This window comes from Streptomyces sp. NPDC055140 (assembly GCF_053607285.1).
The window spans coordinates 456,412-474,834 of sequence record NZ_JBSGTG010000003.1 but is presented as its reverse complement, the minus strand read 5'-3'; the positions used below and the strand labels follow the sequence as shown (position 1 = coordinate 474,834).

Annotated in this window: 16 protein-coding genes; 8 read left to right on the top strand and 8 right to left on the bottom strand. The window is 69.7% G+C overall.

Going from position 1 to position 18,423, the window contains the following annotated elements; genetic code table 11:
- Positions 1–273 precede the first annotated feature (273 nt).
- From ACWFR4_RS09820 to ACWFR4_RS09795, 6 genes are all read right to left on the bottom strand, one after another.
- Complete coding sequence (locus ACWFR4_RS09820; protein WP_453651805.1) at positions 274–1,782, bottom strand: glycosyltransferase family 39 protein; 1,509 nt, start codon at positions 1,780–1,782, stop codon at positions 274–276.
- A 399-nt stretch (positions 1,783–2,181) separates the two neighbouring features.
- On the bottom strand, positions 2,182–3,456 hold the full coding sequence (locus ACWFR4_RS09815) for a glycosyltransferase (RefSeq protein ID WP_453468110.1): 1,275 nt from the start codon (positions 3,454–3,456) through the stop codon (positions 2,182–2,184).
- Between the two features lie 52 nt (positions 3,457–3,508).
- Positions 3,509–4,084 (bottom strand): tetratricopeptide repeat protein, encoded by a 576-nt coding sequence (locus ACWFR4_RS09810; protein ID WP_453651803.1) that lies wholly within the window; start codon positions 4,082–4,084, stop codon positions 3,509–3,511.
- 426 nt (positions 4,085–4,510) lie between these two features.
- On the bottom strand, positions 4,511–5,722 hold the full coding sequence (locus ACWFR4_RS09805; protein ID WP_453651801.1) for a pyridoxal phosphate-dependent aminotransferase: 1,212 nt from the start codon (positions 5,720–5,722) through the stop codon (positions 4,511–4,513).
- A gap of 133 nt (positions 5,723–5,855) precedes the next feature.
- Positions 5,856–7,463 carry an N-acyl-D-amino-acid deacylase family protein gene (locus ACWFR4_RS09800; RefSeq protein ID WP_453651799.1) on the bottom strand — a complete coding sequence of 536 codons (1,608 nt, stop codon included), beginning with the start codon at positions 7,461–7,463 and terminating at the stop codon, positions 5,856–5,858.
- Positions 7,464–7,671: 208 nt separating this feature from the next.
- A complete protein-coding gene (locus ACWFR4_RS09795; RefSeq protein ID WP_453468106.1) occupies positions 7,672–8,970 on the bottom strand; it encodes an amino acid deaminase in 1,299 nt (432 codons plus the stop codon).
- Between the two features lie 151 nt (positions 8,971–9,121).
- Between ACWFR4_RS09795 and ACWFR4_RS09790 the strand changes: the two genes are divergently transcribed.
- The 6 genes from ACWFR4_RS09790 (at position 9,122) to ACWFR4_RS09765 (ending at position 15,013) form a co-directional block, all read left to right on the top strand.
- The gene (locus tag ACWFR4_RS09790; protein ID WP_453468105.1) at positions 9,122–10,174 is read left to right on the top strand and encodes a sugar kinase; all 1,053 of its coding nucleotides are present in this window, start codon (positions 9,122–9,124) and stop codon (positions 10,172–10,174) included.
- Positions 10,171–10,983, top strand: a complete 813-nt coding sequence (locus tag ACWFR4_RS09785; protein WP_453468104.1) for an IclR family transcriptional regulator — start codon at positions 10,171–10,173, stop codon at positions 10,981–10,983. Before ACWFR4_RS09790 ends, ACWFR4_RS09785 begins: the two co-directional genes overlap by 4 nt.
- Complete coding sequence (locus tag ACWFR4_RS09780) at positions 10,980–11,390, top strand: RidA family protein (RefSeq protein WP_100598214.1); 411 nt, start codon at positions 10,980–10,982, stop codon at positions 11,388–11,390. Before ACWFR4_RS09785 ends, ACWFR4_RS09780 begins: the two co-directional genes overlap by 4 nt.
- Positions 11,391–11,505: 115 nt before the next feature.
- Positions 11,506–12,987 (top strand): GntP family permease, encoded by a 1,482-nt coding sequence (locus ACWFR4_RS09775; RefSeq protein WP_453469767.1) that lies wholly within the window; start codon positions 11,506–11,508, stop codon positions 12,985–12,987.
- A gap of 211 nt (positions 12,988–13,198) precedes the next feature.
- Entirely contained in the window at positions 13,199–14,449 is a 1,251-nt protein-coding gene (locus tag ACWFR4_RS09770) for an MFS transporter (protein WP_453651872.1), read from the top strand.
- Positions 14,450–14,488: 39 nt separating this feature from the next.
- Positions 14,489–15,013 carry a hypothetical protein gene (locus tag ACWFR4_RS09765; RefSeq protein ID WP_453651797.1) on the top strand — a complete coding sequence of 175 codons (525 nt, stop codon included), beginning with the start codon at positions 14,489–14,491 and terminating at the stop codon, positions 15,011–15,013.
- 275 nt (positions 15,014–15,288) lie between these two features.
- Here ACWFR4_RS09765 and ACWFR4_RS09760 read toward each other — a convergent pair whose 3' ends face one another.
- Entirely contained in the window at positions 15,289–15,813 is a 525-nt protein-coding gene (locus tag ACWFR4_RS09760) for a hypothetical protein (RefSeq protein ID WP_453651795.1), read from the bottom strand.
- Positions 15,814–16,500: 687 nt separating this feature from the next.
- Between ACWFR4_RS09760 and ACWFR4_RS09755 the strand changes: the two genes are divergently transcribed.
- Together ACWFR4_RS09755 and ACWFR4_RS09750 are read left to right on the top strand one after the other, a co-directional pair.
- A complete protein-coding gene (locus ACWFR4_RS09755) occupies positions 16,501–17,208 on the top strand; it encodes a hypothetical protein (RefSeq protein WP_453651793.1) in 708 nt (235 codons plus the stop codon).
- Positions 17,209–17,377: 169 nt separating this feature from the next.
- Positions 17,378–17,773, top strand: coding sequence for an ATP-binding protein (locus ACWFR4_RS09750; RefSeq protein ID WP_453651791.1), 396 nt, complete (start codon positions 17,378–17,380; stop codon positions 17,771–17,773).
- Here the strand turns inward: ACWFR4_RS09750 and ACWFR4_RS09745 are convergent.
- The gene (locus tag ACWFR4_RS09745) at positions 17,760–18,311 is read right to left on the bottom strand and encodes a hypothetical protein (RefSeq protein WP_453651789.1); all 552 of its coding nucleotides are present in this window, start codon (positions 18,309–18,311) and stop codon (positions 17,760–17,762) included. The two genes, ACWFR4_RS09750 and ACWFR4_RS09745, sit on opposite strands and share 14 nt — an antisense overlap.
- Positions 18,312–18,423: the final 112 nt, after the last annotated feature.

The following is an 18,423-nucleotide window of genomic DNA, read 5'->3' as shown; positions in this document are numbered from 1 at the left end:
CACCGGGCGCCTTCAGGGCATCGCTGAAGGCGTGGGTCAGCCCGGTGGCCTCGGCGAGATCAGCCGGCAGGTGCGGCGATCCGGTATGGCTGACCACCTCGCACCCGTCGGCGGAGACGACGAGCCGGGGACGTGACCCGGCGGTGTGCACGCAGAAAGTGCCTTCCTGCTGGAACGCCAGAAGCCTTGCACAAGCCCTGTCGTCCCAGTCCGGAAGGCACTTTCGCGTTCCCGCTCAAGCCCCGGACACAGCCCGCAAGTCAGACATGCGGGCTAGGGCGTGTCGTTGCGTACGAGCAGGGTGACGGTCATCCCCGTCACCGATTGGCTCCAGTACGGCTTGTACCGGTTCCGCAGAACGGAGGCCTGGCCCTGGTTGATGGCGTTGAACGGGTCCGGGTAGGCACCGTGGGCCAGGAGCCAGATGCGCTGCTCGCCGTTCAGGCACAAGTCCGGCACGGTGCAGTCGGTCGCGTAGAGCTGGTTGATCTCCCTCGGAGCGCTCTGCAGGAACACGTCGCGCATCTTGAGGCCGCGGGGCAGGTAGTACTGGACTCCGGTGTCGAGCTTCCATGCGTGCTCACGGTCGTAGACGACGGCGTCCCCGGGCCGGTAGTGCTTCCTGATCAGGTCCGCCGCGGACCTGTAGTCGAGGGGGAGCTGGAGGATCGGGCCGTCGTGATCGAACGGCTGTCGCACTTGTCTCTGGTCGTGCAGGCTGAGAACGGCCAGCACCGCGAGGAGGGCCGTCGCACCCTTCCAGGAGTGGCAGGCTGCGCTGAGGCCGGCGCCGCCGAGAAGAGCCCAGGCAGGGACGGTGAACAACAGGTACACGGAGCGGAAGTAGGAGACGTCACCCTGGGAGGCGAGCCAGACGAGTACGGGGGGCAGGACGGCCCAGACGGCGCACAGGAGCAGCGCAGCCCTGCGCGGCGAGCGAGCCAGGAGAGCCAGGGTGATCAGCGCTCCGGCGCACGCTCCGGAGGCGAAGATGTCCCACCAGATGGTGAGGAGCGCCCACCTGTCGGGCACCGGAACCCAGCCCAGCTGGACGTTGACCTGGGACCGGCTGAGCAGGACGACCGGGGCGAGCGAGGCGGCGACGGCCAGGAGGGCGAGGGCGGACTTCCACCACAGGGAGCGGTCACGGCGCGCGTGGGCCGCGAGCATGCATGCGTGGGCTGCTACGACGGACAGCGCGATCACGTGGAGCAGTCCGAGGCCGACCAGCGTGAATGCATATGCGCCCCAGCGCCACGTGCTGCGAGGGCGGTCGAGTACCCGGAGCAGCAGGAGGGTCGCGAGTGCTACGAGGAGGATCACCAAGGCGTAGCTGCGTACCTCCTGAGCGTAGCGGCTCACGGCCGGAACGAGCGCGAAGAGAATTCCCGCGAGCATTCCGGCTCGCGACCCGAAGAGCCGCTTCCCGATGAGGCTGAGGACGGACGCGGCTCCGGACGCGGCGAAAACCGAGGGAAGCCGCATGGAAATGACGGAATCACCGAAGAAACTCACCCACAGGTGCATCAGCAGGTAATACGCGCCGTGCACGGCGTCGACATTGTGCAGAGTGGCAAGGATGTGTCCTGTGTCGCGGGTCACCACGTCCCAGGTGACCAGTTCATCGCGCCCCAGCACGGGAGCAGTCAGACCGTAGCTGGTCACGCCGAAGGTGAGGACGAATGGCCACAGCGGCAGCCGTGTCCGGCGTCTTCTTGGTGCGGCCGCCTCTGCACTCTGGATTTCTTCGCGTGGTGGGGTCAGCGGCGCGGTGGCTACCATCAGGATCTCCTGTGCACTGCAACGGGAACCGCTCTCTTATATAGGCGGCTGGAGAAGCAGGACGGCAGACCGGTCGAGTGATCCCCTCAATGGGCGCAGAAGAATGAAAATGGTCTTGCTTCATGTGACGGGCGTCGGGGAGTTGGGGGTGTGCGGCATCGAGTACCGCAATGTGGTCGTGGCCGGTGCCGAGCGGAGCCGGCGCGGGGCATCGCTGTAGGCGTGGGGCAGCCCGGTGGCCTCGGCGAGCCGGGGACGTGACCCGGCGGTGTGCACGCAGAAAGTGCCTTCCTGCTGGAACGCCAGAAGCCTTGCACAAGCCCTGTCGTCCCGGTCCAGAAGGCACTTTCGCGTCTTCCCGCTCACGCACCGGACACAGCCGCAGGCGGGACACGCAGGCTAGACCAGCAGCTTCCCGCCGCATCGTGCGGTGCCGTCCTTCATCGCGATGAGGTTGGCGACCACGTACGAGATGTCGTTCTTGGAGTGCCACTCGCTCGGGAAGTAGGTGACCAGCCGCGACGACTGGAACCGGGCCTCGAGGTCGGGCACGAAGGTGCGGTACTGGTCGTCCGTGTAGTACCAGAACGAGTTCTCGTTGTAGTAGGCGACGTGGGTCGGGTCCTGGTACGCGCCGCGTCCGTCGGAGCTGGGCGTCATGGTGAGGAGCATGCCGCCGGGCGCCAGCAGCCGGTACATCTCGTTGATCAGCGGCACCTTCGCGGGCACGTACTCGAGGAAGTCCACCGCCCGCATCAGACCGACGGAGCCGTCGGGCAGGTCCAGCTTCTCGGGCAGGGACGCGACGATGTCGACGGTCTTTCCCGGCCGCTGGTCCACGCCGACGTAGCCCGGCGGCTTCCGGTGGGCCGCGCCGAGGTCCAGCGCGAGCAGTCCCCGCCGGTGGGTCCAGGCGAGGGCGTTGGCCTCAATGTACTTGTCGTACAGGGTGACCGTCTCGCGTTGGATGTGCGCGTTGATCTCCGGGTCGCACTGGGTGTTCGCGGGGTGGACCCGCTGGAGGTAGAGGCAGCGGTTGATGTGGTGGAAGTCGCCGATGTGGAAGAGGCGGCACATCAGGTCCTGGTCGTCCAGAACCGTACGCGTGGCGTCGTACCCGCCGGCCTTCTCGTAGCTCTTCTTGCGGAATGCCCGCACGTGGTTGGGCGCGTACCAGATGTAGGCGACGTTGTGCGGTGTCGGCGCCAGGGAGACGACCTGCAGCACCTTGCGGCCGTCGACCTTCACTTCCTCGTACTGCCAGCCGCACGTCTCGTCGAAGCGGCTGTCGTCCCGCTTCCCGTCCTCGGTGATCTGCGCGGTGTTGCTGTAGACGAAGACGGCCTCGGGATGCGCGTCGAACGCCTTGGCAAGTTCGGCCAGGCACGCCTTCGCCAGCAGGTCGTCGTGGTCGAGTTCCACAAGGATCTCGCCGCGGGCCAGTTCACAGGCCCTGCGCTTCGCCGCGCCGACGCCGTCGATGTCGTCCGCGATCTCCACGCGGACCCTGTCGTCGGGGCGCTCCGGTCGCCATCGGGCGCCGTTGTTGAGCAGGACGATCCACTCCCAGTCCGAACACGTCTGCGCCTGCAGGGTCGCCAGGCATTCGTCGAGGAAACGGGGCCGGTGGCTGGGGGTGAAGACGGAGAACCTCGGTGTCGCCGTCGACGTCATCTGTTGCTCCCTGCTTGGCTTGATGTCGGTGAAGGGCTTGCGGAGTCAGGAATCACCGGAATTCCTCCGGCACTTGGGAACGCAGTGAGGGATCGTCCGCGACCGCACGACGGAACTCGTCCGCGGCTTTGTCGTCACGTTTCTTCTGATGGAAGATCCGTCCGAGGTGCAGATGCGCCGTGCCTGCTTTGGTATTGCCGGCGATGACACGCTTCAGGAGATCGCCGGCCCGGTCGGGATCGCTCGTCTCCAGCAGCAGAGCCTCGTTGAAGAGGGCCGACGTGAACGCCGGATCGACCTTCAGCGCCTTGTCGTAGTCCGCACGGGCATCGGCCGCCCTGCCGGCCTCATGTGCGATGACTCCCAGGTTGTACCAGGCGAACTCGTTCCGCGGATCCAGCTCCAGCACGCGCCGGTAGGTACGGTCGGCCCCTTCGAGATCGTGGTTGTTCTGCTGCAGAATTCCGGCCTGCAAAAGCGAAGAGGCATCCTGCCGGTTCTGACTCTCCGCCGACTGGGCCTTGGAATCAGGGTCCGCTGCCGAGTACGACTGAATCGCCCACGACGTCACTCCGGTGGCAACTGCGGCCACACCGAAGAGACCTGCCAACAATCCCTTGCGTTTCACTCTGTCACATCTCGTGGAATAGAGAGGGACGATGGTGTGTTGGGGTCCGAACCACCGTCATTTCCACCGACGTTACGAGGCAGTGGTCAGAGTGCCTTCGTTTGGCGGGCACTTGGAGCACGCAGTCCACCCGAATGTACGCGTCGTGCTCGCAAATAAATGGCGCGCGGCCCGTGCGTCGCTGCGGGTGCACGCGGGCCGGGGCCCGTCGAGGAGCCCCGGGGAGGCGTCAGTGGGCCGCGCCGATTTTCTTTCGGGTCGGCCGGTGCGGCGGTGTACGCGGCCATGTGCTCGGCAGGCAGGAGCGCCGCCGCGGTGTCGGCGCGGGATGCCGCGACGGTTTTCCTGGCCTGGATTGCGTCTGCACCAGAACCGGGTCCCCTCGGTCGAGGCGCGGACCGTGAGTGCTCGGACCGGAGCGCTCCGTCAGGGCTGGCTGTAGCCGTCCAGGAAGCGGCCGATACGGGTCACGGCCTCCGTGAGCTGGCCGACCGTCGGCAGCGTGACCACCCGGAAGTGATCCGGCTCCGGCCAGTTGAACCCCGTACCGTGCACGACCATGATCTTCTCGGAGCGCAGCAGGTCGAGGACCATCTGCCGGTCGTCCTTGACCTTGAACACCTTCGGGTCGAGCCGCGGGAAGAGGTACAGCGCGCCCTTCGGCTTCACACACGTGACGCCCGGGATCTGTGTCAGCAGCTCGTACGCGGTGTCCCGCTGCTCCTTCAGGCGGCCGCCCGGCAGCACCAGGTCCTTGATCGTCTGGCGTCCGCTGAGCGCCGCTACGACGCCGTGCTGGCCCGGCATGTTCGCGCACAGTCGCATGTTCGCCAGGATCGTGAGGCCCTCGATGTACGAGTCGGCGTGCGCGCGCGGCCCGGAGATCGCCATCCAGCCCACGCGGTAACCGGCCACCCGGTACGCCTTCGACATGCCGTTGAAGGTGAGGGTCAGCAGGTCGGGGGCGATGGCGGCGGTCGGCGTGTGCGTCGCGCCGTCGTAGAGGATCTTGTCGTAGATCTCGTCCGAGCAGACCAGGAGGTTGTGACGGCGGGCGATGTCGGTCAGGCCGCGCAGCATGTCGTCGCTGTAGACGGCGCCCGTCGGGTTGTTCGGGTTGATGATCACGATCGCCTTGGTGCGGTCGGTGACCTTCCGCTCCACGTCGGCGAGATCGGGCATCCAGTCGGACTGCTCGTCGCAGCGGTAGTGCACGGCCGTGCCGCCGGAGAGGGAGACCGCGGCCGTCCACAAGGGGTAGTCCGGAGCCGGGACGAGGACCTCGTCACCGTCGTCGAGGAGCCCCTGCATCGCCATCACGATCAGCTCGGAGACGCCGTTGCCGATGAAGACGTTCTCGACGTCCGTCTCCACGCCCAGGGTCTGGTAGTGCATCATCACCGCGCGGCGGGCCGCGAGCAGGCCCTTCGCGTCCCCGTAGCCGTGCGCGTCGCCGAGGTTGCGGAGCATGTCCTCGAGGATCTCGGGCGGGCACTCGAAGCCGAACGCGGCCGGGTTTCCGGTGTTGAGCTTGAGGATGCGGTGGCCTGCTGCCTCCAGACGCATCGCCTCCTCGAGCACCGGGCCCCGGATCTCGTAACAGACATTGGCGAGCTTCGTCGACTGGATCACCTGCATGTCCGTGAGCTTACGGCCGGGTATCGCGGGGCGCTCCGTGTTTTCGGACACGTGGGGTGGCGCGGGCGGGCGCTTCGGGGCGTCGTCGCGGGTGAGCGCGGTGGCCCGCGCCCGGCCCGGCCGTCCGGGACGGTTACGCCGTCCTGCGGACCGACCGCCCCGCGAGCACATCCGTGCGGCGCCCGTCCTCCATCACGAACTTCCCGTCGATCAGGACGTGCGGGATGCCCACGGGGAGCGTGCGCGGCGCCTCGAACGTGGAGCCCGCCGCGACCGTCTCCGGGTCGAAGAGGACCAGGTCGGCGCGGTAGCCCTCGCGGACCAGGCCCCGGTCGGCCAGGCGCAGCCGCGCCGCGGGACGCGACGTGAGGTGGGCGACCGTCTCCTCCAGCGACATGATGCCGAGCTCGCGTGCGTAGCGACCGAGGAAGTGCGGAAACGTGCCGTACGCGCGCGGGTGCGGCTTGAGTCCCTGGAGGATGCCGTCGCTGCCGCCCGTGTGCACCGGGTGCTGCATGATCGCCCGGACGTTCTCCTCGTGGCCGACGTGCTGGAGGATCGTCGAGCCCAGCTTGTCGTTGACGAGCAGGCGGCGCGCGGTCACCCACGGCTCCTCGCCGCGCATGTCGGCCGATTCCTGGACCGTCTTGCCGACGCAGGACGCGAGCCCCGGGTCGGACACGCCGGAGATCTCGATGGCGTCCCACTCGATGGGCACACCGTGGCAGCCGTCCGCCCCGATGACCTCCATGTGGTGGCGGATCCTCTCGGCGGTCGCGTCGTCCTGCAGCCGCTTCATGATCTCGTCGGGGCCGCCCTCGCTCGCCCAGCTCGGCAGCATCGCGACGAGCGTCGTGCTGCCCGGCGTGTACGGGTACGTGTCGAGCGAGATGTCGGCGCCGTCGGCGAGCGCCGCGTCGAGCAGGGAGATCAGGTCGGGCGCCTTGCCCTTGTTCACCCCGAAGTTCATGGTGGCGTGCGCGAGATGGAGCGGGCAGCCCGCCTCGCGGGTGAGCTCCACCATCTCCCGGTACGCGTCGAGTGCCCCGGCGCCGTACGAGCGGTGGTGCGGACAGTAGTAGCCGTCGTACGAGGCCACGACCCGGCACAGCTCGGTGAGTTCGGCGTCCTTCGCGTACATGCCGGGCGTGTAGGTGAGGCCGGACGACATCCCGACGGCGCCCTGCTCCATGCCCTCGGCGACGAGCTGCCGCATCCGGCCGAGCTCCTCGGGCGTCGCGTCGCGGTCGTCCCAGCCCACCGCGTACATCCGCACGGTGCCCTGCGGGATCAGGTACGCGGCGTTGACCGCGATGCCGCGGTCGAGGCGGTCCAGGTACTCGCCGACCGTGCGCCAGTCGAAGTCGACGGACGTGTCCCCGGGCGCACCACCGTTCCAGCCGGTGATCGCGCGGCGGACCTCGGCGAGCGTGCGGTCGTCGACCGGCGCGTACGAGAGGCCGTCCTGGCCGAGGACTTCGAGCGTGACGCCCTGCGCGGCCTTCGCGCTGTGGTCCGGGTCGCGCAGCAGCGCCAGGTCGCTGTGGGCGTGCATGTCGATGAAGCCGGGGGACAGGGCGAGACCTGACGCTTCCACCGTTCTCCGGGCCGAGGGGCGGGGGCCTCCGTCGCCCTCCCGGTGGATCGTGGTGACGCGGCCGTCCTGGACGCCGACGTCGGCGCGGTAGGAGGCGCCTCCGGTGCCGTCGATGACGCGCGCGTCGCGGATGACCAGGTCCATGGGGGTGCCTCTCTTGGGTGCGGGTGTTCGGGTGCGGGTGGGTGCGTCGGGGCTGGTCGCGCAGTTCCCCGCGCCCCTGAGATGCGCACTTCGCGCGGCATCTCATCGGGGAAGGCTGCGCGCAGCGCATGCCTTCAGGGGCGCGGGGCAGTGCCCATCAGCGGCTCCGCCGCGGGGCGCGACCAGCCCTCACGGATCCGCAGAAGACCTAGAAGAACGTCCGGACGTAGTCCACAACCGTGCCGTCCGCCTCGACGAGAGGAATCAGCTGCCACTTGTCGAAGGACGTGCACGGGTGCGACAGGCCCATGCCGAGCCAGTCGCCCACCGCCAGGTCCTCGCCCCCGTCCGTGCGCACCCAGCCGTGCTGGTCGGAAAGCCCCGTCACCGTCACGCCGGTGGCCTCGCGCACCTCGCCCGTACGGGCGTCCCGCACGACCTGGGCCTCGGGCAGATCAAGGTCGTACGCCGCGTCGCGCTTGCCCGCGTTCGTGAACGCCTGCTCCGCCGTCGGGCGCGAGACGACCTGCGCCCACAGCCGGAACGCCGGGTGCAGCGCGCCCTCCTCGGGGACCCGGTTGAACGGCGTGAGGTGCTTGTAGTGGCCGTCGTCGTGCGACACGTACGCGCCCGAGCGCAGCAACTTCAGTACGGGAGCCGAGAGTTCGGGCAGTTCGGCGAACACCTCTGCCACCGCGTCGAACCAGGCGCTGCCGCCCGCGCTGACCACGATCTCGTCCAGGTCCGCGAAGCGGCTCGCCTTGTCGAAGTCGACGAGCAGCGCGGTGAGCCGGCGCAGCCACGCCCCGACGGTCTCGGACGACGCGTCGGGCACCTCGCCCTCGTAACCGGCGACGCCGACCAGGCGCAGCGTGTCCGCCGCCGCCACGGCGTTCGCGAGGTCGAAGCACTCGGCCTCGGTCCGCACGCCCGTGCGCGCGCCCTCGCCCGCGCCCAGCTCCACGACCACGTCGACCGGCCGCGTGGCCCCGGCCTCGGCGAGGGCGGCGTCCATCAGCTCGACGCCGCGCACCGAGTCGACGTAACAGATGAAGCGGAAGTCGGGGTCGTGGTCGAGTTCGCCCGCGAGCCAGCGCAGGGCGGCCGGGTCGACGAACTCGTTCGCGAGGAAGATCCGCTCGATGCCGAAGGCGCGGGCGACCCGCACCTGGTGCGGGACGGCGAGGGTGATGCCCCACGCGCCGTGCTCGATCTGGCGATGGAAGAGCTGCGGGGCCATCGAGGTCTTGCCGTGCGGCGCGAAGGCCAGGCCGTGGCGAGTGGCATATGTCTCCATGAGCGCGAGGTTGTGCGCGAGGCGCTCGGCGGACAGTGCGAGGACCGGGGTCGTGAAGCCGCCGGTGAAGAGGTTGCGGCGCTCGGCCGCGAGCTCGCCGACGGTCAGGCCTTCCGCGTCCGGGGGCAGCCCCTTGAAGCGGTGGTCGACCCGCTCGAGATCCAGGTCCCTGAGACGGGCTACGGCGTTGACGGCGTTGTCGGCGGCCATGGAGCCTCCTCGTGAGAAGGCCGTTGCAAATAATGCAACGGTCATTGCGTATGTCGCTTACTGCTGTCTAACATCCGAGCCAACGCCGGGTCAACGGAGCCGTTGATCCCTCCCGGCATGAGCCCAGATCCCACGAGGAGCCCGAACCACCGTGACCGCCACCGGACCCGCCGCCCCCGCGCACCACGCACCCGTGGATGTCGTCACGTTCGGCGAGTCCATGGTCACCTTCGTGCCCTCCGTACCCGGGCGCCTCGCCGACGTACCGTCCTTCGACCGCGGCATCGGCGGAGCCGAGTCCAACGTGGCGTGCGTGCTCGCCGCCGCCGGACACACCGTCCGCTGGGTCAGCCGCGTCGGCGCCGACGGCTTCGGCGACCACCTGGTCGACGCGATCGGCGCGTACGGCGTCGACACCTCCGCCGTACGCCGCGACCCCGTCCGCCCCACCGGCATCTACTTCCGCACTGCGGGCGACCGCGCCACCGACGCCCACGAGGTCGCCTACTACCGCGCCGGATCCGCCGCCTCCGCGATGACCAGCCAGAACATGGACCTGGCCGCGATCCGCTCCGGCCGCGTCCTGCACCTGTCCGGGATCACGCCCGCGCTCTCCGCCGGCTGCCTCGACCTCACCGCCGACCTCACCGCCCGCACACCCGCCGGCCGGCCCCTCGTCTCCTTCGACGTCAACCACCGTCCCGGCCTGTGGCCCCGCCCCGACGACGCCCGCGTCCTGCTCGACCTGGCCCGAGGCGCCGACCTCGTCTTCGTCGGCGAGGACGAGGCCGAGGACGCCTGGGGCATCACGGGCGGCCCCGACGCCATCCGCGCCGCCCTCCCCGAACCCGCGACGCTCGTCGTCAAGCGCGGCGCCGACGGCGCGGTCGCCTACGACGAACACGGCGTCCGTCACACGGAACCCGCCCCGCGCGTGGACGTCGTCGCCGCTGTCGGCGCCGGCGACGCCTTCGCCGCCGGCTACCTCTCCGGCGCCCTGCGCGGCCTGCCCGTACCCGCCCGGCTGCGCCACGGCCACCTCATGGCCGCGGCCGCCCTCACCACCCCCGGCGACCTCGCCGCGCCCCCGAGCCGCGCCCACGCCGACCGCCTCGCCGACCTCGACGACGCCTCCTGGGGGACACTGCACCTCGGCCCCGGCTGGACCGCCGACGGGGCCGTGGAGGAGGTACGTACGCCATGAGCCAGACAGTCGACCGAGCGCTGAGCATCCTGCCGCTGCTCGCCGAGGGCCCCGCCGACCTGGGCCAGGTCGCCGACCGCCTCGGCGTCCACAAGTCCACGGCCCTGCGCCTGCTGCGGACCCTCCACGAACACGGCCTGGTCTACCGCCAGTCCGACCAGCGCTACCGCCTCGGCGCGCGCCTGTTCGCCCTCGCCCAGGAAGCCGTCGAGAACCTCGACGTCCGTGAGATCGCCCACCCCCACCTCACCGCGCTCAACGAGAAGTGCGGGCACACGGTCCACCTCGCCGTGTACGAGGAGAACGAGGTCCTCTACATCGACAAGGTGGAGAGCCGCTACCCGGTCCGCATGTACTCGCGCATCGGGAAGCCGGTGGCCATCACGGTCGCCGCCGTCGCCAAACTCCTCCTCGCCGACCTCTCCGAAGCCGAGCGCCGCGCCATCGCCGAGAAGCTCGACTACCCCATGTACACGGCCCGTTCGACCCCGAACGCCGGCGCCTTCCTCAAGGAGCTCGCCGTCGTCCGCGAACAGGGCTGGGCCACCGACCTCGGCGGCCACGAGGAGTCCATCAACTGTGTCGGAGCGCCCATCCGGGGTGCGGACGGCCGCGTCGTCGCCGCCATGTCGGTCTCCGCGCCGAACGTGGTCGTCACGGCCGAGGAACTCCTCACCCTGCTCCCGCTGGTCCGCCGCACGGCCGACGCGATCAGCCGGGAGTACTCCGGAGCCGTACCCGGCTCCAAAGAGGCCACCACCAAGGCCGCCAGCAAAGAAGCCCCCACCAAGGAAGCCACCTCACGATGACCGAGAAGACCGCGCTCACCCCCGCCACGCACACGACCCCGCCCGCGAAGTTCTCGCACGGCGTCAAGAAGGGCAACATCCTTCAGGTCGCGGGCCAGGTCGGCTTCCTGCCGGCCGTGGAGGGCCAGGCCCCCACCCCCGCGGGCCCGACCCTGCGCGAGCAGACCCTCCAGACCTTCGCCAACGTCAAGGCGATCCTCGAAGAGGGCGGCGCCACCTGGGACGACGTCATGATGATGCGCGTCTACCTCACCGACGTCGACCACTTCGCCGAGATGAACGCGATCTACAACGCGTACTTCGAGGAGCAGGGCCTCAAGGCCCCGGCCTCCGCCCGCACCACCGTCTACGTCGGTCTCCCCAAGGGTCTCCTCATCGAGATCGACGCGCTCGCCGTCCTGAGCTGACGCTTTCGCAACACCCGTAACCCGTACGTCATCACGGTGCGGCGCCGAACCCCGAGGCGCCGCACCGCGATCCCCCCTGCCCTGAAAGCCGCATGGAATTACGAGGTCCCCCCTCATGTCCCTCCTGCCTCTCGCCGCGACCGCCCCCGCCCCCGCGCCACCTCATACCGGCGGTCTCCTGACGATCATCGGCGGCACCACGGGCCTGCTCACCTGCGCTGCGCTCGGCATCGCCCTTCTGCTCTTCCTGATCATCAAGGTCAGGCTCCAGCCCTTCCTGGCCCTCCTGACGGTCTCCATAGCCGTCGGCCTCGCGGCCGGCCTCTCCGTCACCGAGCTGTTCGGCACCGTCCAGAAGTCCGACGCCGTCTCCCTCATCGAGTCCGGCATGGGCGGCACCCTCGGCCATGTGGCGATCATCATCGGACTCGGCACCATGCTCGGCGCGGTGCTCGAAGTCTCCGGCGGCGCCGAGGTGTTGGCGTCCCGCCTCCTGAACCTCTTCGGCGAGAAGCGCGCCCCCCTCGCCATGGGCCTGACCGGCCTCATCTTCGGTATCCCGGTCTTCTTCGACGTCGGCATCTTCGTCCTCGCACCGATCGTCTACGCGGCCGCCAAGCGCGGCGGCAAGTCGATCGTCCTCTACGCCATGCCGCTGCTCGCCGGCCTGTCGATGACCCACGCGTTCCTGCCCCCGCACCCCGGCCCCGTCGCGGCCGCCGGGCTGCTCCACGTGCAGCTCGGCTGGGTCATCCTCATGGGCATCATCTGCGGCATCCCCGCGGTGCTCGCCGCCTGGGCCTGGTCCGCGTGGATCGGCAAGCGCATCTTCGTGCCCGTCCCGCAGGACATGGTCGAGGCCGCCGACGAGGCGAAGGCCGCGCTCGTCGAGGAGCAGCGCAAGGCCGGCGTGAAGCCGACCGAGAAGCCGGTCCCGCTCGGCACCGTCCTGGCGATCATCGGCACCCCGCTCGTCCTGATCCTCCTGGCCACGTTCTCCTCGATCGCCCTCGACCCCTCCACGGTCCGCTCGGTCATCGAGTTCTTCGGCCACCCCTTCGTCGCCCTGACGATCGCCCTGCTCCTGGCCTACTACCTGCTGGGCATCCGCCGCGGCTGGTCCCGCAAGTCCCTGGAGACGGTGTCCACGGCTTCCCTGAAGCCGGTCGCCAACATCCTCCTGGTGGTCGGCGCGGGCGGCATCTTCGGCGCGGTCCTCAAGGGCAGCGGCGTCGCCCAGGCCCTCTCCGACACGTTCAACAACGTAGGCCTGCCCGTCCTCGTCCTCGCCTACCTGATCTCCCTGGTCCTGCGCGTCGCCCAGGGCTCGGCCACGGTCGCGATCGTCACGACGGCCGGCATCGTCCTGCCCCTCATCGAGGCGGGCCACTACTCCCAGCCCTTCACGGCCCTCGTCATCATGGCCATCTCGGCGGGCTCCATCTTCGCCTCGCACGTCAACGACGGCGGCTTCTGGATGGTCGCGAAGTACTTCGGCATCTCGGAGCGGGACACCCTCAAGACCTGGACGGTCCTGGAGTCGGTCCTCTCGGTGGCGGGCTTCGCGGTGGCGGCGGTGATCAGCCTGTTCGTCTAGGACGAGGGGCTGTGTGCCCTCGTCCAGGACGCGGGCCGTGCACTGACTGCTGAGGCGTCGGACCGGCGGAGAATTCCTCCGCCGCCCGACGCCTCACAACTATCCGTTTGTTCTACGTGCTTCGCTTCGGCACCCTTGCCCCGGACTCACAGCCACACAGGGGCAGACACACAGGGGGCGCGCGGTGACGACCGGCAGACGCGAGACGGCGATGGACGGGCTCACCCGGGCGGACCGATCCCCGAGCCTCTGGCGCACCCCCGCCTTTCGCTCCCTGTTCGGCGCGAGCGTGCTGAGTCAGATCGGCACGAACGTCACCTACGTCGCCGTACCGCTCCTCGCCGTCACCGAACTCCACGCGGGCCCCGCCCAGATCGGTGCCCTCGCCACCCTCAGCACCGTCGCGTTCCTGCTGATCGGCCTCCCCGCCGGGGCCTGGGTCGACCGGATGCGCCAGCGCCGCGTCCTGATCGTCTCGGACCTCGTGCGCGGCCTGCTCTTCGCCTCGGTCCCGCTCGCCTGGTGGCTCGACGCCCTCACCCTCGGGCAGCTCTACACGGTCGTCCTGCTCAACGGCTGCGCCACCGTCTTCTTCGACGTCGGCTCGCACAGCGTGGTGCCCCAACTGGTCGGCAAGGACCACCTCGTCCAGGCCAACGCCGCCTTCGTCACCCTCGAAGGCCTCACCGGAATCGGCGGGCGGAGCGCCGGCGGCGGCCTGGTCCAACTGCTCACCGCACCACTCGCTCTGGCGGCCGCGGCGGCGAGCTATCTCGCCTCGGCCCTGGGCCTGACCTCGATCGGCCGCGGCCCCGCGCCGTCCACGCCCGGTATACGAGTCCGGTTGCACACCCAGATCGCCCAGGGCCTGCGCCACGTCGTCGGCAACAGCGAGCTGCGCGCCCTCGCCCTCAACGGCTCACTCATCAACCTCGGCTCCACGGTCATCAACACGATGCTGCCCCTCCTCTTCGTGCGCCAACTCGGCCTCCCGGCAGGCGCGCTCGGCCTCTTCTGGGCGGCGGGCGGCGCCGGAGTCCTCCTCGGCGCCCGCTGCGCCCGCCCGGTCGCCGCCCGCCTCGGCCTCGGCCGGACCCTCGGCTCGGCGGGCCTGTGGCTGGCACCGGCGGGCCTGCTCGTCCCGCTCATCGACCGGGGGCCGTGGCTGTTCGTGGCGGGCGCGGGCTGGTTCATCTCGGCCGTGCGTACGGGCATGACCAACGTCCTCGGCGTGAGCCTGCGCCAGCGCATGACGGAGGACAGCCTGCTCGGCCGCATGAACGCCACTTTCCGCTTCATGTTCATGGGGGCGCTCGCGATCGGCTCGGCCCTCTCCGGCGCCCTCACGGAACTGACGTCGCTCCACATGACACTCTGGGCGGGCGGCGCGTGCCTCACCCTGGCCTTCCTGCCGGTCTACTTCTCTCCGGTGCGGCGGCGCACGGATCTTCCGCAGGGCTGAGGGTCCCGCCCCACAGGCTCGTCCGCCATACTTCGCTCCGTGGAGCAGCGCATAGACACTCAGAAGGTCACGCCCGTAGACGCCGCCGGAGCCGACCCGGCCTCCGTCCCCGGCCTCACGCCCCCGCGCCAGGCCCCGGAGACGGAGGACAAGACGGCACCGTCGCTCGACAAGGCCGAACCGGCCGAACCGGCGGAGGAGCTGGACACGGAGCCGGAGCCGGAACCGGAACCGAAGCCTGCCGAGGACGTGGCCGACGCCCCGGCCGACGCCCCGACCGGTGGCGAGACGGCCGGACCGGACTTCACCGCCTCCGACCGCCGCGGCTCGATCACCGCGGACGCGACCGGCGTACGCCTCCAACTGGACGACCAGGAGGCCGAGTTCCGCTGGGACGAGATCGGCGCGGTCGAGGTCGGCACCTCCCGGCGCCGCCTCACCGTCACGGTCCACACCCCGGACAGCCGCTGGTACCCGAACGATGTGGAGGCCCCGAACAAGGCGCGCGCCCAGGAGTGGGCGGACGAACTCGACAAGGTCCTGGACGCGTACTTCGAGGACTGACCGGCACCGGTTCCCGCAACCCCTCTCGCCCGGCGCCATCCGACAGTGGTACATCGGCTGCGCTCCCCGGCCGGCCGGGGACGCTCGCCGGGCGATGGCCGGGAACCGACGGGACCGTGTCAGCGGCGAGTGACCGTCACCGTCACACGGGCACCCGGGGCGGCTGTCACCCCGGAATTCCGCGGTGACCGAACGCGGGGCCGAAGAATGCACTTGTCCCGCACCGCACCATCGGCCCGGGCGAGTACCGGTGTCCGGCGCCAGTCCGCGAGGGTCTAATCCCGGCAGGGGCCGTCGGTGACAGAGCCGCTGCCGTTCGCCGTGTCCGGAACGGTGGCGCAGACTTGCTTGCCACCGTCCTCGTCGGTCACCGTCACGTGCCCGTTCGTGCTGAAGGAACTTCCTTCCTCCGCCTTGTACCCGATCTGGTCGGTCAACGTCGTCGAGTTCGACAGCAGTACGTCACGCGGCGAGGTGTCGCACGGCGACGGAACGTACGTGGCAGCCCCGCTGGGCACCGATCCGCTCGGATAGACGAAGGTGGGTTCAGGGGAAGACGGGTCGCAGTCCCGAGCCTCCTCCACCGTGTCGTCGATGATCCGGCGACCGGCGGCGTGCAGCCCGTCGCTCGTCCGCTGCAGCTCGAAGTAGTGGTCGAACAAGCCGAGTCCGGCCAGGACGCACAACGCCGCGCCGAGTCCGAGCAGCCAGTTCCTCAGGGACTGGCCATCGCTCTTCGGCTGGGATCCCCTGGCCGAGAGCATGGCCGAGGCGGCGACCACCCCACCGACGACGAGCAAGCCTACGGCAGCCCCGATCGGGAAGGGGCCCGTGTGAATCCCGGGAACTGGCAACGGCTGAGCAACTACCATTTGCGACACCCCCGTTCGCACAGATCTGACCGTAAGCCTAAGGGCCATTTCGTAACTACTGGCCATGGGTGACGTGGCCTCGCCGTCAGGACCGGTGGACGTGGCCGGCAGATCGATGAGTGGTTCCTGACCTGCCTGACAGGACGGCCCCGGGTTCGCCGCCTCCGACCGTCGCGGCGCGATCCCTAGAGCAGATGATCGGCCTTGTCGGCCTTGATGCCGAGGATGAGGGCATGGAGTGCCTCACGGCTGTCGGTGAGATACGTTTCCTCGGCTCCGGCGACGGTGATGTAGGCGTTGCCGTGGGAGCCAGTCGCAGGGCGATCTCGTGTTGCGGCAGCTGCGGGATCACCACTCGGAAGATCGCAAGCGCATGGTCGGCGGTCTGGAACAGGCCGGGGACATACATGGAGTACGCCGCACGCATGCGCATGGAGTGTGCCTTCAACTCGGCTATGTCCAGCAGGCCTTGTGGAAGCGAACCCCGGTATCGGTCCCACATCCTCGCTGGCCCGGCTTGGCCACGGGCCCCGACGTGGCACCGGCACATCTGAAGAAGCAGTCATACACAAACTAACGACGGAACTCCGGCGCAGGACAATAGGCTCCCGCGTCATGTCGAACATACGTGGATCGCAGCGTGACGCCGACCGGTTGTGGGGGGTCTTCGGCGTTGCCCTCGGGGCCACGTTCGTCGTGTGGATGGCGTCCTGGCTCGTCACCGGGATCTCCGAGCAGGACGAGCGGTGCGCCCAGGGAATGGTCGGCCCCGGTGGCCGCTTCCGCCTGGAGGAGAGCAGCTTCCCGCCCAACGTGAGCTGCGTGTACGAGGACGGCACGACCCTCTCCAGCGCGGGCGCACTCGTCTGGATCTTCTGGGTGGCGGTCGTGGTCCTCACCGTGTCGGGCCTGGGCGCGCTCGCCCTGGAACTCACCGGCGTCCGCGGCGCGAAGGCGGCGACCCGCCTGAGCAGACTGGCGATCACCGGGGCCGGCGCACTGGCCGCCGTCTACGCCCTCGCGTTCCTCACCACGGGCTTCCCGAAGAGCGACCCCCTCGAGACCTGCTCGGCCTTCACCACGGGCATCTACGAACGGGCACAGTCGGTCCACCGCACACCGTTCCCCGCGCAGACGACGTGCGTCTACGCGGACGGCAAGACGTATGACCTGGTCCCGGGCTGGATGGGGACCCTGGAATGGACGCTGCTGGCGGCGACGCTGGTGTGCGCGGCGGGGGCGGTACGGGCGGGCCGCTACGCGGATGCGGGCGCAGGCGCGACGCCGGGAGAGGCGCCTTCGTCACCGGCGAAGGAGATGTAGGCGTTGCCGTCGGGGTCGGTCACCCGACTGTTTTCCACGCCACCCCACAAAGGGGTTCGCCACGCCGGTCACCCTCTCCGCCTGCCCCGCGCACGCGGACTGCACGGCCCCCACGCCCGAGAACCTCACCTACAGCCTCACCCTCCCCTCCACGCTCACGTCACCCGCGATGGCCCGCGCAGCGACCCGCACGCTGCTCGTGGCGCACGGGCTGCGCGACATCCTGGACGCGGCGCTCCAGGCAATCGCCGAACTGACGGCGACGGCCTGCCAATTCACCGCCTCGCCCGAGATCTACGTATCGCTGCGCTATCGGGAGGACGCGCTGCGCCTGATCACGTACGACAGCCACCCGCGCCACGCGAACGCGCGGGTCGCCGCGGCCTGCGAGGCCCGGCGCCGGGCCTCGCTGCGCCTGCTGGCCTGTGTCACCCGTACCTGCAGGGGTGACTGTGGATTCGGCCCGGCACATGAACCGGGCGGCGGTACGCGCATGTGGGCGACGTTGCCGCGTACGAGCACGGCGTCGGCGTACGGCGGGCCGGGTGTGGTCAGTCCGCGGTGAACATCTGGGCGGCGTGCCAGGAGAGGATGCCCTGCACGCCGTGGGTGGTGATGGTCAGGTCCATGCGCCCGTCCCACCGGTGCTCGCCTATGCGACTGCCCTCAAGATGCTTGAGGCTGACCGTCTCGATCTTCTTGGTGGGCGTGCAGTACATGTCCCGGCGCAGAGCCTTCGCGCCGACGGCGTGGACGGTGAATTTGCCCGAACCGGCGCAGGCGAAGGTCAGTGAATACGTGCGGCCCTCGAGCATGGTGGCTTTCTCGGGGGACTGGTCGAGATCGCGGATACGGATGGTGGCGTGGCCGCCGTTGCGCAGGCCGAGCTGGTGAGCGCCGGAGACTCCGTTGCCGTTGCGCTGGTTGAAGGTGGCGGTCCCTCCCTCACGCGCGACGGCGGCATGGGCGGCCGCGGCCCACAGTTTGAAGGCGGCCGGCGACGCGGCCCGAGCCTCCCGAGCGCCGCCCGGCCCAAGAACACCCCACAGCCCGGCCCCGACAGCAACGGCACCCAACACGACCCCGCCGACAACCTTCTTCACGACCAACCCCCACCCTCACGCGCCTGCACGGCGCGCAGGCGTGACGCGATTCTGCCAGGGGCGACGCGCCGGTAGCAGAGCGTCAGCGTGTGAATCGCTGTGGTAGATCTCC